The 18,416-nt window shown below is 71.2% G+C and carries 1 protein-coding gene; it reads left to right on the top strand.

Annotated features, from left to right (window positions below):
• Positions 1–246: 246 nt before the first annotated feature.
• On the top strand, positions 247–18,390 hold the full coding sequence (locus AACH10_RS03575; RefSeq protein ID WP_341408981.1) for a beta strand repeat-containing protein: 18,144 nt from the start codon (positions 247–249) through the stop codon (positions 18,388–18,390).
• Positions 18,391–18,416 lie beyond the last annotated feature (26 nt).

The following is an 18,416-nucleotide window of genomic DNA, read 5'->3' as shown; positions in this document are numbered from 1 at the left end:
GGAGTGCCACCCGCCGTGCCGGCAGGGTGGCGCTTCGCGTGGCGTGCCTAGTCCAGATCGATGGATGTCGATCGCTCAATAACCCGGTTAATACGCGTTCAATGGTGCGTTTTTCACGGGTTAGCCCTGTAGGGGGTTCTCGAAAAATGGGATCTGCGTACCGTGTGAGTGGCCGCATTCAAGTTCGGCCAACCTTCCGCAAGCAGCGCGCGGAAGTCGAGCTCACACACCGTCGGATCCTCGATCGTGAGCAAGAACTCCGCGCCCATCGTTCACAACGTCCCTGAGTCTGGCGTTCTGCAGCTGGACATCCCGCGCTCGGGCATCGCCCGGATCGCGGTGGTCGGTACCGACATGTTGCTGGTCCTGCAGGACGGCACGCAGCATGTGCTGCGCGACATGGCCATGCGGCTGATGACCACGCCAGACCTGAAGCTGGTGCTGGCCGGTGGCGCGCCGATGGCGGCGGCCGACCTGTTCGCCAGCATCGGCCGCGTGGTGCTGGCCGATGCCGCCACACGGGTGGCGATGACGCCCTCGCGCAACGCCACCGAGGCCGGCGCCGACACCGACGGCACGAAGAAGCGCGCCACGGCCGCCGACGCCGAAGCCAGTGACACCGCCCCGGCGGCGGCCAGCGACACCCCGGCGGTGCAGCCCACCCCGGCCCCGTCGCCGCAGGGCATCAGCGTGCCCGACCTGACGGCCAAGGAGAGCGGCAAGTCCGAGTTCAAGGGCGAGGCCCCGGCGGCCGCACCCACGCTGGTGATCTCGCGCGGGCAGGGCGAGGCCGCAGCGTCCCCGCCGTCGGCGCCTTCGCCGGCCGCACCGCCGCCGCCGGCTGACACCATCTCGATCACCGCCACGGCGCGCAACATCACCGGCCAGACCAGCAGCACCGGCGGCGACGGCGTGACCACCATCACCGGTGGCGGCGGCAGCCTGGCCTCGGCCACCGACCTGTCGGCCGAGGCGCAGGCCGCCCGCGAGGTGATCACCGGCACCGGCGGCGACGACCGCATCACTGGCGACAACCCCACGCTGGTGGGCACCGGCTGGGTGCGTGGCGTGGACCTGGGCTTCAGCGGCCGCAGCACGGTGACGCTGGCCTCGGTGGAGATCTCCGGCGTGCCCACCGACATGACGGTGGTGGGCGCCACGCTGAGCGGAACCACCTGGAAGCTGACCGTGCCCGCCGATGGCACGGCGCTGGCCAACAACCTGAGCATCCAGCTGCAGTACGCCGTGGCCGCCGACGGCCAGGGCTTCACGCCGCGCACCTTCGAGCTGACGATCACCGCCTCGGGCCAGATGGAAGGCAACGCGATCAGCGGCACCAAGACCATCCCGGTCATCGTGCAGGACGTGACCAGCGCGGCCGACATGGTCTACAGCGCCAACGGCGTCACGGGCATCGTGCTGCCGGCCTACGGCCTGGGCGACGAGATCCATGCCGGGGCCGGCAACGACGTGGTGGCCGCCGGCGTGGGCCATGACCTGGTCTACGGCGACGCGGGCAATGACACGCTCGACGGTGGCGCGGGCAACGATGTGCTGGTGGGCGGCGCCGGCGCCGACCGCCTGCTGGGCGGCACCGGGCAGGACACGGCCAGCTACGCCGGCTCGTCGGCCGCCGTGTCGGTGGACCTGGCCGGCGGCACTGCCAGTGGTGGCGATGCGGCGGGCGACACCTTCGACGGCATCGAGCGCCTGGTGGGCAGCGACCATGCCGACACGCTGCGCGGCGACGCCGCGGCCAACACCATCCAGGGCGGGGCAGGCGACGACACCGTGGAAGGCCGGGCCGGTGCCGACACGCTCGCCGGCGGCGACGGCTTCGACACCGCGTCCTACGCCGCGTCCACCGTGGGCGTCACGGTCAGCCTGGTGGCCGGTGCCACCGGGGCCGGCGGCGATGCCGAGGGCGACAGCCTCAGCGGCTTCGAGGCGCTGGAGGGCTCGGCCCTGGCCGACAAGCTCACCGGCAACGCCGACGCCAACACGCTGGACGGCCGCGGCGGCGACGACCTGCTGGACGGCGGGGCCGGCGCCGACACGCTGCAGGGCGGCGCAGGCCACAACACCGCCACCTACACCGGATCGGCACTGGGGGTGCAGGTGAGCCTGACCACCGGCGAGGGCGCCGGCGGCGATGCCGAGGGCGACCGGCTCGAGGACATCCAGAACCTGGTGGGCAGCACGCAGGCCGACGAACTGACCGGCAACGCCGACGCCAACACGCTGGACGGCAGCGCCGGCAACGACTACCTGTACGGCGAAGGCGGTGCCGACACGCTGATCGGCGGCGCCGGCAGCGACACGGCCAGCTATGTGGACGCCACCAGCGGCGTGCGCGTCAGCCTGAGCAATCCGGCGCTCAACACCGGCGACGCCGCGGGCGACAGCTTCAGCAGCATCGAGAACCTGGAAGGCTCCGAGTACAGCGACGAGCTGATCGGCGATGCCAACGCCAACATCCTGATGGCCGCGCCCGGTGACGACGTGCTGCGCGGCATGGCCGGCAACGACACCCTGGTGGGCGGCGCCGGTGCCGACACGCTGGACGGCGGCGACGACAGCGACACCGCCGACTACAGCCAGTCCACCGAAGGCGTGCATGTCGACCTCAGCGGCAGCCAGGCCAACACCGGCGGCGACGCCGACGGCGACACGCTGATCGGCATCGAGAACCTGCTGGGCAGCCGCTACAGCGACCTGCTGCTGGGCGACGGCGGTGCCAACACGCTGGAAGGCGGTCGCGGCAACGACCGGCTGGAGGGCGCCGGCGGTGCCGACACGCTCAAGGGCGGCGACGGCCTGGACATCGCCGACTACAGCCACAGCGCGCAGGCCGTGACGGTGGACCTGGCCGCCGGCACCGCCACCGGCGGCGACGCCACCGGCGACACCCTGGCCAGCATCGAAGGGGTGGCCGGCACCGAGTACGACGACGTGCTGCTGGGCAGCACCAGCGCCAACGTGCTGGAGGGCAACGGCGGCAATGACCGCATCGAGGCCGGCAGCGGCAGCGACACGCTGCGCGGCGGCGCGGGCGACGACGAACTCAGCGGCGGCAGCGGTGCCGACGTGATCGACGGCGGCGACGGCACCGACACCGCCACCTACGCCACCAGCACGCGCGCCGTGCAGGTGCTGCTCAACGACGGCAGCGCCAGCGAGGCCAGCACCGGCGGCGACGCCGAGGGCGACGTGCTCAACCGCGTGGAGAACCTGGTGGGCAGTGCGCTGGGCGACAGCCTGCGCGGCAACAGCGCGGCCAACCGCCTGCAGGGCGGCCTGGGCGACGACGAACTGGAAGGCGGGGCCGGGGCCGACGTGCTGCAGGGCGGCGATGGCGACGACACCGCCAGCTACGCCCATGCCGGTGCCGGCGTCAGCGCCAGCCTGCTGGCCGGCGGCGGCAGCGCGGGCGATGCCGCGGGCGACACTTTCAGCAGCATCGAGCACCTCAGCGGCAGTGCCTACGCCGACAGCCTGACTGGCGACGGCGGCGCCAACCGCCTGGCCGGCGGCGCGGGCGACGACCTGCTGGACGGCCGCGGCGGCGCCGACACGATCGACGGTGGCGACGGCAGCGACACGGCCAGCTACGCCGTGTCGGCCCAGGCCGTGGTGATCAACCTCGACACCGGCCTGGCCCAGGGCGGCGATGCCCAGGGCGACCGCCTGACCAGCATCGAGAACGTGGTGGGCTCGGCCTTTGCCGACACCCTGACCGGCGACCGCCAGGACAACCGCCTGGACGGTGGCGCCGGCGACGACACGCTGGACGGCGGCGCCGGTGCCGACACGATCGACGGCGGCAGCGGCCGCGACCTGCTCAGCTACGCGGCCTCGGCCCAGGGCGTCACCGTCAGCCTGGCCAGCGGCCGTGGCACGGGCGGCGATGCCGAGGGCGATGTGCTCAGCAACATCGAGGACCTGACCGGCTCGGCCCGCGACGACCGCCTGGCGGGCGATGCCGGCAGCAACCGGCTGGACGGCGGTGCCGGCGACGACGTGCTGGAAGGCCGCGGCGGCGACGACACGCTGCTGGGCGGCAGCGGCAGCGACACCGCCAGCTACGCCAGCTCGCAGGCCGGCGTCAGCGTCAGCCTGGCCACGGGCATCGGCACCGGCGGCGACGCCCAGGGCGACACCTACAGCAGCATCGAGAACCTGCTGGGCGGCGCGCAGGCCGACACCCTGGTGGGCAACGACGAGGCCAACCGCCTGGACGGCGGCGCGGGCGACGACCGGCTCGAAGGCGGCCTGGGCAGCGACACCCTGGTGGGCGGCGAAGGCACCGACACGGCCAGCTACACGCAGGCCGGTGGCGCTGTGACCGTCACCCTGGCCGGCGACAACGGCCTGGGCGCCGGCACGCAGGGCGAGGCCGCGGGCGACAGCCTCAGCGGCATCGAGAACCTGCTGGGCAGCGCCTACGACGACACGCTGAGCGGCGATGCGGGCGCGAACCTGATCGACGGCGGCGCCGGCAACGACCGCCTGAGCGGTGGCGCCGGCGCCGACACGCTGATCGGCGGCGCGGGCAACGACACCGCGGTGTACGCCGGTGCGACGGTGGGCGTCAGCGTCGACCTGTCCAACACCGGCGCGCAGAGCAGCAGCGGCGATGCCGCGGGCGATGTGCTGTCGGGCATCGAGAACCTGGTGGGCAGCGGCCGCGACGACCGCCTCACCGGCGACCAGGGCGACAACCTGCTCGATGGCGGCCAGGGCAACGACGTGCTGCAGGGCGGCGCGGGCGCCGACACGCTGACTGGTGGCGACGGCGTCGACACCGCCAGCTACAGCGCCTCCAGCGCCGGCGTGCAGGTCGACCTGTCGGCCAACGGCGGCCTGGGCAGCGCCGCTGGCGGCGACGCCGCCGGCGACACGCTGCGCGGCATCGAGAACCTCACCGGCTCGGCCTATGCCGACACGCTGACCGGCGACGGCCAGGACAACGCGCTGACCGCCGGCGCCGGCAACGACGTGCTCACCGGCGGGGCCGGCGCCGACGCGCTGGACGGCGGCAGCGGCACCGACACCGCCAGCTACGCCGGCAGCGCCGAGGCCGTCACCGTCAGCCTGGCCGATGGCAGCGGCCAGGGGGGTGACGCCGAGGGCGACACGCTCACGGCCATCGAGAACCTGCTGGGCAGCGCCGGGGCCGACAGCCTCAGCGGCGGCGACGGCAACAACCGCCTGGATGGCGGCGATGGCAACGACACCCTGGAAGGCGGCGCGGGCGCCGACACGCTGATCGGCGGCGCCGGCAGCGACACCGCGCGCTACAGCGGCTCCAGCGCCGGCGTCAGCATCGACCTGGCCAGCGGCGCCACCAGCGGCGGCGACGCCGCGGGCGACAGCCTGAGCGGCATCGAGAACCTGGGTGGCTCGGCCTTTGCCGACACGCTGGTGGGCAACAACGCCGCCAACCAGCTGAGCGGCGGCGCCGGCAACGACACGCTGGACGGCGGCGGCGGGGCCGACACGCTGACCGGCGGCGAGGGGGTGGACACGGCCACCTATGCGGCGTCGTACGCGTCCGTGATTGTCAGCCTGGCCGCTGGCACCGGCAGCGGTGGCGATGCCGATGGCGACCGCCTCAGCGAGGTGGAGAACCTGATCGGCAGCGCACTGGCCGACCGCCTGACCGGCGACCTGCGTGACAACCGCCTGGACGGCGGCGACGGCAACGACCAGCTCGAAGGCGGCGCCGGGGCCGATGCACTGGTGGGCGGCGCGGGCACCGACACCGCCAGCTACGCCAACAGCGATGCCGGCGTCACCGTCAACCTGGCGGGCGCGGGCGGCGTGGGCACCGGCAGCGGTGGCCATGCACAGGGCGACACGCTGAGCGGCATCGAGAACCTCACCGGCAGCGCCTGGTCCGACCGCCTGACCGGCGACGCCAACGGCAACCTGCTGGACGGCGGCGCCGGCGACGATGTGCTGCAGGGCGGCGCCGGCGCCGATGAGCTGCGCGGCGGCGACGGCACCGACACCGCCAGCTACGCCGGCAGCACCGCCGTGGTGGTGGACCTGGCCGGCGGCACCGCCACCGGCGGCGATGCGGCGGGCGACAGCTTCAGCGGCATCGAGGGTGTGACCGGCGGCAGCGGCAACGACACGCTGCGCGGCGACGCCGGCACCAACCTGCTGGACGGCGGCGCGGGCAACGACCTGCTCGACGGCCGCGCCGGCGCCGACACCCTGGTGGGTGGCGACGGCAGCGACACGGCCACCTACGCCAGCTCGGGCGCGGGCGTCAGCGTCAGCCTGGACAGCGGCACCGGCAGCGGCGGCGACGCGCAGGGCGACACCCTCAGCGGCATCGAGAACCTGGTGGGCTCGGCCTACGCCGACACCCTGGTGGGCGATGCCGAGGCCAACAGCCTGAGCGGCGGCGCGGGCAACGACCTGCTCGACGGCGGCGCCGGGGCCGACACCCTGGCCGGCGGCGACGGCACCGACACCGTCACCTACGCCGGATCCGACCTGGGCGTCAGCGTGGACCTGGCCAACGGCACCGCCAGCGGCGGCGTGGCCGCGGGCGATGTGCTGACGGCCATCGAGAACCTGATCGGCAGCGCGCTGGCCGATGCGCTGTACGGCAGCGACGCGGCCAACGTGCTGAGCGGCGGCGCCGGCAACGACCTGATCAGCGGCGGCGCGGGTGCCGACACGCTGGATGGCGGCCAGGGCAACGACACCCTCAGCTACGCCGGCAGCAGCAGCGGCGTGGCCGTCAACCTGCGCGTCAACAGCGCCAGCGGCGGTGATGCCGAGGGCGATGCCATCAGTGGCTTCGAGAACCTCACCGGCTCGGCCCAGGCCGACACGCTGACCGGCGACGGCACCGCCAACCGCCTGGACGGCGGTGCCGGCAACGACTGGCTGGAAGGCGGCGGCAGCGCCGACACCCTGACCGGCGGCGACGGCAACGACACCGCCAGCTACGCCGGCAGCGGCGAGGGCGTGAACGTCAGCCTGGCCCGCGGCACCGGCTTGGGCGGCGATGCCGAGGGCGACACCCTGGCCAGCATCGAGCACCTCAGCGGCTCGGCCTACGCCGATGTGCTGAGCGGTGACGGCCGCGCCAACCGCCTGGACGGCGGCGCCGGCAACGACGTGCTCGAAGGCGGCGACGGCGCCGACACCCTGCTGGGCGGCGAGGGCAGCGACACGGCCAGCTATGCCGGCTCCAGCGCGGCGGTGCGCGTCAACCTGGCGGCCAACAGCGCCCAGGGCGGCGATGCCGAAGGCGATGCGCTGGATTCGATCGAGAACCTGATCGGCTCGGCACTGGCCGACACGCTGAGCGGCACCGAGGCCGTCAACCGCCTGGACGGCGGCGCCGGCAACGACCTGCTGGACGGCGGCGCCGGCGCCGACACCCTGGTGGGTGGCGATGGCAGCGACACCGTCACCTACGCGGCCTCGGCCGCGGGCGTCAGCGTCAACCTGGCCAGCGGCACGGGCGCCGGCGGCGATGCCGAGGGCGACCGCCTGAGCGGCGTGGAGAACGTGGTCGGCAGCGCGCTGGCCGACACCCTGGTGGGCGGCACCGACGTCAACCGCCTGGAAAGCGGCGCCGGCAACGATGTGCTGGACGGCGGCGCGGGCGCCGACGTGCTGGACGGCGGCACCGGCACCGACACCGTCACCTATGCCAACAGCAGCGCGGGCGTCACCGTCAGCCTGGTGGGCGGCCCCGGCGTGGGCGGCGATGCCGAGGGCGACAGCCTGGCCAACATCGAGAACCTCACCGGCAGCGCATTGGCCGACCGCCTGACCGGCAACAGCGGCGCCAACGTGCTGGACGGCGGCGCCGGCGACGACCTGCTGCTGGGCGGCGCGGGCGGCGACGAGCTGCGCGGCGGCCTGGGCGACGACATCGCCAGCTACGCCGGCAGCACCGCCGTGGTGGTGGACCTGGACGCCGGCACGGCCAGCGGCGGCGATGCCACCGGCGACACGCTCAGCGAGATCGAGGGCGTGACCGGCGGTGCCGGCAACGACACCCTGCGCGGCAATGCCAGCGCCAACGTGCTCACCGGCGGCGGCGGCGACGACGTGCTGGAAGGCTGCGGCGGCGCCGACACGCTGACCGGCGGCAGCGGCAACGACACGGCCACCTACGCCCGCTCGGCCAGCGGCGTGACGGTGAGCCTGGGCGGCAGCACCGGCGTGGGCGGTGATGCCGAGGGCGACGTGCTCGGCGAGATCGAGAACCTGGTGGGCAGCGGCCTGGCCGACAGCCTTCAGGGCAATGCCAGCGACAACCTGCTGGACGGCGGCGCGGGCAACGACGTGCTCGAAGGCGGCGAAGGCGCCGACACGCTGCAGGGCGGCGCCGGGGCCGACACGGCCAGCTATGCGGGCTCGTCGGCCTCGGTCAACGTCAACCTCGACACGCACACCGCCAGCGGCGGCGACGCGGCCGGCGACACCCTGCTGGGCATCGAGAACCTGACCGGCAGCGCCTATGGCGACACCCTGACCGGCGACGGCGATGCCAATGTGCTGAGCGGCGGCGCGGGCAACGACGTGCTGACCGGCGGCGGTGGTGCCGACGCGCTGATCGGCGGCAGCGGCAACGACACCGCCAGCTACAGCGGCAGCAGCGCCGGCGTGACGGTGAACCTGCGCGACAACGTGGGCACCGGCGGCGATGCCGAGGGCGACACCTTCAGCAGCATCGAGCACATCACCGGCAGCAACTTCAGCGACACGCTGGTGGGCACCGGCCTGGCCAACATCATCCGTGGCGGCGGCGGCGGCGACCTGATCGAAGGCGGCGCCGGCGCCGACACGCTGGAGGGCGGCGACGGCAACGACACGCTCAGCTACGCCGGCAGCACCGAAGGCGTCAGCGTCAACCTGGGCACCGGCGCGGCCAGCGGCGGTGACGCCGATGGCGATGCGATCAGCGGCTTCGAGAACCTGAGCGGCAGCGCGCTGGCCGACACCCTGGCCGGCAATGCCGATGCCAACACCCTGCAAGGCGGCCTGGGCGACGACCACCTCAGCGGCGGCGGTGGGGCCGACGTGCTGAGCGGCGGCGCCGGCAGCGACTGGGCCGACTACCGCAGCAGCAGCGCGGCCGTCACCGTCAACCTGGGCGCCAGCGTGGCCGCCGGTGGCGATGCGGCGGGCGACAGCTTCATCGGCATCGAGAACCTGGGCGGCTCGGACCTGGGCGACAACCTCACCGGCAACGGCGACAACAACGCGCTGGCCGGCTGGGGCGGCGACGACGCGCTGGACGGCGGCGAAGGCCAGGACAGCCTGGACGGCGGCGCTGGCAACGACACGCTGATCGGCGGCGCCGGGGCCGACACCCTGCAAGGCGGCCTGGGCGACGACACCGCCAGCTATGCCGGCAGCGCCGTGGGCGTGACCGTCAACCTCAACCTCAGCGGCGCGCAATCCAGCGCCGGCGATGCGGCCGGCGACGTGCTGGGCGGCATCGAGCACCTGCGCGGCAGCTTCTATGCCGACACCTTGACCGGCGACGCCGGCGACAACCGCCTGGACGGCGACGCCGGCGACGACGTGCTGGAAGGCGGCCGCGGCGCCGACACCCTGGTGGGCGGCAGCGGCAGCGACACCGCCAGCTACGCCGGTGCCTCGGCCGGCGTGACCGCCAGCCTGCTGAACCCCGGCACCAACACCGGCGACGCGGCGGGCGACAGCTACAGCAGCATCGAGAACCTGACCGGCAGCGACATGGCCGACACCCTGGTGGGTGACGGCAATGCCAACCGCATCGACGGCGGCGGCGGCTCCGACACGGTGAGCTACGCGGCCAGCGCCAGCGGCGTCACCATCGGCCTGGGCGGCAGCGCCGGCGTGGGCGGCGACGCCCAGGGCGACGTGCTGGTGCGGGTGGAGAACCTCATCGGCAGCGCCTATGCCGACACCCTGAGCGGCGACGCCAACAACAACCTGCTGATCGGCGGGGCGGGCGCCGACACCCTGGACGGGGCCGGCGGCATCGACACCGTGGATTACAGCGCCAGCGCCGGCGCCGTGCGCGTGGACCTGACCGGCGGCGCCAGCAGCGGCGGCGACGCCGCGGGCGATGTGGTGAACAACGTCGAGAACGTCATCGGCACCAGCGGCGACGACACCATCACCGCCAACGGCTCGGCCAACGTCATCACCGGCGGCAGCGGCCGCGACACGGTGCGCTACAGCGCCTCCACGGCCGGCGTCACCGTCAACCTGGGGCTGGCCACGCCGCAGCTGGGCGTGGGCTTTGCCGCCGGCGACACGCTGATCGGCATCGAGAACCTGGTGGGCAGCGCGCTGGTGGACACCCTGACCGGCGACGACGGCGACAACGTCATCGAAGGCGGCGCCGGCGCCGACGTGCTGCAGGGCGGCCTGGGCAGCGACACGCTCAGCTACGCCGGCGACACCACCGGCGTGCGCATCCACCTGGGCACCCAGGCCGTCAGCGGCGGCGACGCCGAGGGCGATGTGGTCAGCGGCTTCGAGAACGCGCTGGGCGGCAGCGGCAACGACACCATCACCTCGGGCAGCGCCGCCAACACCATCGACGGGGGCGACGGCACCGACACCGTGAGCTACGCCGACAGCGCCAGCGGCGTGACGGTGACGCTGGACCGCGGCGACGGCATGGGCAGCGGCAGCGCGGGCGACGCTGCCGGCGACCTGCTGCGCAATGTGGAGAACCTGCGCGGCAGCAGCTTCAACGACACGCTCACGGGCAACGGCGGCAACAACACCCTCTACCTCAGCGGCGGGGTCGATCGCCTGGATGGCGCGGGCGGCAGCGACACGGTGGACGGCAGCGCCAGCAGCGCGGCGCTGGCCATCAACCTGGCCGCCGGCACAGTGGGCCTGGCCAGTGCCACCACGGCTGTCAACGTCTACGACTTCAGCAGCGCCAGCAGCAACGTCACCACATCGAGCAACGGCACCGTCAATGCCACGCTCACGCTGGTGAACGGCGCCACGCTGGACGCCGGCATGGCCACCCACGGCAACGCGCTCACGCTGGCCAATACCGGCACCACCTACGCCACCCAAGCGTACGGGCTGGTGGGCAGCCTGACGCTGGACAGCACCTTCACCATCGCGACCTGGGTGCGCTTCGACACCGTGACGGCCCAGAGCCGGGTGTTCGACTTCGGCAACGGCGCCGGCAACAACAACATCCTCTTGTCTCGATCTGGAACGGGCAACCAGTTGTACCTGCTTGCGCTGAACGGAGGGACGACTGCCGGCATTGTCCGCAGCGATGCCACCGCCATCACCACAGGCAGTTGGATGCATGTGGCCGCAGTGGTCAATGGCACCACCATGCAGCTGTATGTCAACGGCACGTTGGCCGGCAGCACGACGCTGACCAGTGCGCTGAGCACGGTCACGCGCACCAGCAATTACCTGGGCAAGTCCAACTACTCCAACGACGGTGCCACCACCGGCCAGTTCGACGATCTGGTCATCAGCGACGACGCGCTGAGCGCCAGCGACATCGCCAAGCTGGCCTCGGCCAGCGGCTACAGCACAGCCTCTTCGCTGTTCAGCGCGGAGGCCACGCTCACCAGCATCGAGAACGCCACCGGCGGCAGCGGCGCAGACACCCTGGTGGGCAGCACAACCGCCAACATCCTGAGCGGCGGTGCAGGCAACGACATGCTGCAAGGCGGCGCTGGGGCCGACACACTGGTCGGCGGCGACGGCAACGACACGGCCAGCTATGCCAGCTCGACCGCTGGCGTCACTGTCAATCTGGGGCTCACCGGCGCGCAGACCAGCGCCGGCGACGCCTCGGGCGACGTGCTCAGCGGCATCGAGAACCTGATCGGCAGCGCCTTCGCCGACAACCTGACCGGCGACGCCGGCGACAACGTGCTCACCGGCGGCGCAGGTGCCGACACTCTCACCGGCGGCGGCGGCACAGACACCGCCAGCTACCTGGGCAGCACCGCCGGCGTGACCGTGGACCTGCGCCTCACCGGCGCGCAGGTCAGCGCGGGCGATGCCTCGGGCGATGTGCTCGTCGGCATCACCAATTTGCAGGGCTCTTCGCAGGCCGACACCCTGATCGGCAATGCCGACGCCAACACCCTCAGCGGTGGGGCCGGCGACGACACCCTGGCCGGCCTGGTCGGCGCCGACACGCTGGACGGCGGCGGTGGCAGTGACACGGCCGACTACAGCCTGAGCACCGCAGCCGTGACCATCAACCTGGCGACGGCCACGGCCAGCGGCGGGGACGCCACCGGCGACACCCTGGTCAGCATCGAGAACGTCACCGGCTCGGCCTACGACGACGTGTTCGTGGCCAATGCCGAGGTCAACACCTTCACCGGCGGTGCCGGCACCGACACCGTCAGCTACGCGGCCTCCACCGCCGGCGTCACGGTGTCGCTGAACCAGAGCACGGCGCAGACCAGCACCGGCTTTGCCTCGGGCGACCTGCTCACCGGCATCGAGGTGTTGGTGGGCTCGGCCTATGCCGACAGCTTGGCCTCGGGCAACAACACCGTGCGGCTGGAGGGTGCGTCGGGGGTGGATAGCCTTTACGCATCAGCAGGTATCAATGTGACCCTGGACGGAGGGACGGGCGATGACGCCCTGTACGTGTTCAGCGCCGCCAACCTGCGTCCCATCCTGATCGGTGGTGACGGGCTGGACATCCTGAACTTCAACAACACCACGGTGGGCGGCGCAGGCGTCACGCTCAACCTGGGAGCACAGACCATCAGTGGAGGCATTGCCGAAGGCAGCACGCTGGGCGATGTGATTGAGAGCGTCGCAGGTACTTCGTTCGCGGACAGCCTGACCGGCAGCGCCGGCTACAACTTCCTGCGTGGCTACGACGGCAACGACAGCCTCTATGGCATGGGTGGCGCAGACGACCTCTCCGGCGGCCGCGGCGATGATTTCATTGACGGTGGCGACGGCGGGGACCGCGTCATCTACAACAACGAGACCGCCACCGGCGTGGCCGGCACCCGCGCGCAGTTCACCATCAGCGGCAACAGCGCCGGCCAGGTGGTGGTCACCGACACGCGCACCGGCACCAACGGCAACGGCACCGACACGCTGACCAACGTGGAACGCCTGGTGTTCACCGACACCACGCTGACGGTGGTGCAGGGCACATCCGGCAACGACACCCTGACCGCCACCGCCGATGCCGACGTGATCGTGGGCGGCGACGGCACCGACACCGTCAGCTATGCGGCGGCGTCGAGCGCGCTGGTGGTGGATCTGCGCTTGACCGGCAGCCAGACCGGCGTCTGGGGAACCACCACCAGCACCTGGTCGGCGGGCGATGTGCTGGTGGGCATCGAGAACGTCACCGGTTCGGCCACCGCGGCCAACACCCTGGTGGGCAACGCTGGCAACAACGTGCTCGTCGGCGGCAGCCTGGACGACTACTTCATCGGCGGCGCCGGTGCCGACACCTTTGTGGGTGCAGGCGGCTCCTACGACGTGGTGTCCTACAGCGGCACCGCCGCCGGGCTGACCCTGAACCTGGTGACCGGTGTGCACTCGGGCGATGCCACGGGCGACACCTTCAGCGGCATCGAGAAGGTGTTCGGTACCGACTATGCGGACACGATCACCTTGGATGGCTCGATCTACAGCATTGACGCGGGAGGCGGCGACGACACCATCATCGGCAGTGACCTGGCCGACAACGTGGTGGGATCCATCGGCAACGACACGATCAGCGGGAATGGTGGGAACGACACGCTCTACGGCAGCGCAGGCAATGACACGATCGATGGAGGCGCCGGCACAGACTCGGTGAGGTTCATCGAGAGTTGGTATGGCGCCGGCCATTCACTGGCCAGCGGCACGATCGCAGACTTCACCTTGGCCGACGCCGGCAATGGCTGGGTGCGGTTCACCGACAACCGCACCGCCACCTACACCATGGGTGTGGACCTGGTGACCAATGTGGAGGTGCTGAACTTCTACGACGTCAACCTGAGAGGCAACTTCGGCACCACCGGCAACGACACCCTGGCCGGCACCACCGACCGCGACGTGCAGGTGGGCGGCCTGGGCAACGACACCCTGACCGGCAGCGCAGGCGCCGACTGGTTGTTTGGCGGCGAGGGCACTGACACCGTCGACTACAGCGCCAGCACGGCGGGTGTGACGGTGGACCTGCGCCTGAACACCGCACAGACCAGCTCTGGCGACGCCTCGGGCGACATCCTCAGCGGCATCGAGGCGGTGGTGGGCAGTGGCTTGAACAACAACTTCCGCATCGGAAGCATCACCACAGCCATCACGGGCGGTGCCGGCAATGACACCGTCATCATCTCCAGCGGCCTGGGCAGCCAGGCGGCCTTCACCTTCAACGCTGGCTCGGGCACCAACACCCTGTCCATTGAAGGCCTCTTGTTGAACACCGTCAACTTCCAGGGCGGATCGGACCTGGATCAACTCATGTTTATTGCAGGTGGCTATGGCGGCGTCAGCGTCAACCTCATGACGCAGACGGCCACCGGCACGCTGGCCACCGGGCTCACCTTCAGCGGGGTGGAGATCGTCTTCGGCACCGCTTCGGCCGACACCTTCGTCGGCAGCAACACCTTCGATGAAATCAAGGGTGGTGAAGGCGACGACGTGATGACGCTGAATGGCGGTAGCGACAACGCCTTCGGCGGCAAGGGCAATGACACCATCGACGGTGGCAGCGACGTCGACACCGCTTGGTACACCGGCAGCGGCACGGTGGTGGACACCACGCTGGCCCAGGTGACGCTGACGGCCGGAACCGGCAACGCGCTGATCGTGACCGACACCCGCAGCGGCACCGCCGGCAACGGGGTGGACACGCTGACCAATGTGGAGCAGTTGAGGTTCAACGACGGTGCCGGTGGCCAGGCCTTGGTCTACATCACCAACGGCACCGCCGGCGCCGACACCCTGGCCGGCACCACTAACCAGGACGTGCTGGTGGGCGGCGACGGCAACGACACACTGGCCGGCAGCGCCGGCGCCGACTGGCTGATGGGTGGCGACGGCACCGACACCGCCAACTACAGCGCCAGCACGGCGGGGGTGACCGTGGACCTGCGATTGAGCACCGCGCAGACCAGCACGGGCGATGCGTCGGGCGACATCCTGAGCGGCATCGAGAACGTCACTGGTTCGGCCACGGCGGCCAACATCCTGTACGGCAACAGCAGCGACAACGTGCTGACGGGCGGCAGCGGCAACGACCTCTTCTACTCATCCGGTGGTGGCAATGACACCTTCAATGGCGGAGCCGGGGGCGATTCGGTTGGCTATCAGTTGGCGACGGCGGGCATCACCATCAACCTCATCAGCGGAACCCAGACGGGCGAGGCCGCGGGCGATGTCTACATCGGCATCGAGAAGTTCTTCACGACGAGTTACGCCGACAACATTACCTTGAGCGACGCAGCCCTGGTGTCGACGGTTGACGCCGGTGGCGGCGACGACGTGCTCACGGGCAACGCTGCATCCAATCTGCTGTACGGCGGCGGCGGAGCAGACACGTTGAGCGGCCTGGGGGGGGATGACAGCCTATGGGGCTGGGACGGCAACGACACCATCGACGGTGGCGCCGGCAACGACACCGCGTACTTCTTCATCAGTTGGGGCAGCCTGGGGGCGCAGAACATCGGTGCCATCGCCGACTTCACCTTCACCGATGCCGGCAGCGGCTGGGTGACGGTGGTGGACACGCGCACCGGCACCCCCATGGGCACCGACCAGGTCACCAACGTCGAGACCTTCGCGTTCTACGACGGCAACGTGACGGGCCGCTTCGGCACCTCGGCCGCCGACACCCTGGCCGGCACCACCGGCCGTGACGTGCAGGTGGGTGGCGATGGCAACGACACCCTCACCGGCAGCGCCGGCGCCGACTGGCTGTTCGGCGGCAGCGGCACCGACACGGTGGACTACAGCGCCAGCACGGCGGGGGTGACGGTGGACCTGCGGCTGAGCACCGCGCAGACCAGCACGGGCGACGCGTCGGGCGACATCCTCAGCGGCATCGAGCGCCTCGTCGGAACGGCCTACACCGACATCGTCACGCTGGGCGTGGGCACCCAGTTCGTTGCTGGCGGTGCTGGCAACGACTCTGTCACTGTTAACAGCGGTTCAACCATCGATGCCGCCGGCTTTACCTTTGACGGTGGGACGGGAGCTGACAGCCTTACCTTGGTCTCGTCGTTCACGGGAAACATCACCTTCACGGGCGGTGACGGCGCAGATGTCATCAGTTTCAACAACGCCAGCGGCTTTGGCGCCGTCACTGTCAATCTGGCGACACAAACCGCCACTGGCACGCTGGTGACTGGGCTCAGCTTCAGCGGCGTGGATTCCGTGTTCGGCACGGCCCTGGGCGACACGCTGATCGGGAGCGAGTCGTGGGACGGCTTCAGGGGCTTCGAAGGCGATGACGTGATGATGCTGAACGGAGGCAACGATGACGCCTTCGGCGGGAAAGGCAACGACGCGATTGACGGCGGCACCGGCACCGACACAAGCTGGTACACGGCCAACGGCACCGTGGTGGACACCACACTGGCCCAGGTGACGCTGACCGCAGGTACCGGCAACGCTCTGATCTTGACCGACACCCGCAGTGGCACCGCCGGCAACGGCATGGACACGCTGACCAATGTGGAACTGCTGAAGTTCAACGACGGCAGCGGCGGCATCTCCACCATCTACGTCGCCAGTGGCACCGCCGGTGCAGACACTGTTGCGGGTACGGCCAACCAGGACGTGCAGGTCGGCGGCGACGGCAACGACACGCTGACCGGCAGCGCCGGCGCCGACTGGTTGATGGGTGGTGACGGCACCGACGTGGCCGACTACAGCGCCAGCACCGCCGGCGTCACAGTGAACCTGGCATTGACGACCGCGCAGGCCGGCAGCGGCGATGCGGCGGGCGACATCCTCAGCGGCATCGAGAACGTCACCGGTTCGGCCACCGCGGCCAGCACCTTGTACGGCACCAGCGGCGCCAATGTGTTCACTGGCGGCAGCGGGAATGACTTCTTCTACGGGCTGGGCGGTGCCGACACATTCATCGGTGGCGCCGGCAGTGACTCCGTTGGCTTCAACGGGGCAGCCAGCCTGACCCTGAACTATGTGACCGGTGTGTTCGGCGGGTCGGCCAGCGGCGTCACCTTCAGCAGCATCGAGAAAATCTATCTCAGCAGCTACGCGGACTCGGTCGTCGCTTCGGCGGCCAGCAGTGCCATTGGCTTCGACCTGGGCAGTGGCGACGACAGCTTCACCGGTCACGAGGGCGTCGACAGCGTCTTCGGTGCCGGCGGCAACGACACGCTGACCGGTGGTGCCGGCAACGACATCCTGGACGGTGGCGAAGGCAACGACACGATTGACGGAGGGGCAGGATCCGACCGGGTCTCGTTCTTCCAGTCGTGGACCGCCTCCGACAACCGAGGCACCGGCACGGCCAGCGACTTCGCGATCACCTATGTCAGCGACGGCTGGATCCGCGTGGCCGACACCCGCTCGGGCCTCAACATGGGCTCGGACGTCCTGACGTCGATCGAAACCCTCACCTTCAGCAACGGCTCGCTCACCGGCAACTTCGGCACCACCGCGGCTGACACCCTGGCCGGCACCACCGGCCGCGACATCCAGGTGGGTGCGGCTGGCAACGACACCCTGCAGGGCAGTGCCGGCGCCGACTGGCTGATGGGCGGCGAGGGCACCGACATGGCCGACTACAGCGCCAGCACCGCCGGTGTCACCGTGGACCTGGGCCTGGCCACGGGCCAGTCGGGCAGCGGCGACGCGGCGGGCGATGTGCTGTCGGGCATCGAGAACCTCACCGGCTCGGCCACCGCCGCCAACGTGCTGACCGGCGGCGCCGGCAACAACGTGCTGACCGGCGGTGCGGCCAACGACACGCTCACCGCCGTGGGCGGTGCCGACACGCTGCTGGGCGGCGCCGGCAACGACACGCTGCGGGCGGCCGATGCCAGCGCGCTGGCCCAGGCGGCCGGTGGCACCGGCGAGGACGTGCTGCAGCTCACCGCGCCCGGCCTGGCGGTGGACCTGTCCAGCCTGGTGGGCCGCGCCACCGACATCGAGACGGTGCGTGTGGACGACGGCACCGGCGGCGCCACGGTGAGCCTGGACCTCAACAGCGTGCTGGCCATCACCGACAGCCGGCACGACCTGGTGGTGCAGCTCGACAGCGGCGACAGCCTGGTGATCTCCGACACCCACCGGGAACTGGGCCGCAGCACCGACGCGCAGGGCGTGCAGACCATCGACTACGCGCTCTACAGCAGCAGCGACACCAGCCTGTCACCCGACGCCCTGGTGCATGTGCGCGTGCTGGGCGTGCCCGGTGGCTGAGGCTGCCGTGGCCCGGTCGTTTCCCC

The sequence above is a fragment of the Pseudaquabacterium inlustre genome (assembly GCF_038066595.1).
GTDB classification, from domain to species: domain Bacteria; phylum Pseudomonadota; class Gammaproteobacteria; order Burkholderiales; family Burkholderiaceae_C; genus Pseudaquabacterium; species Pseudaquabacterium inlustre.
This window is presented reverse-complemented; position numbering and strand designations above follow the sequence as displayed.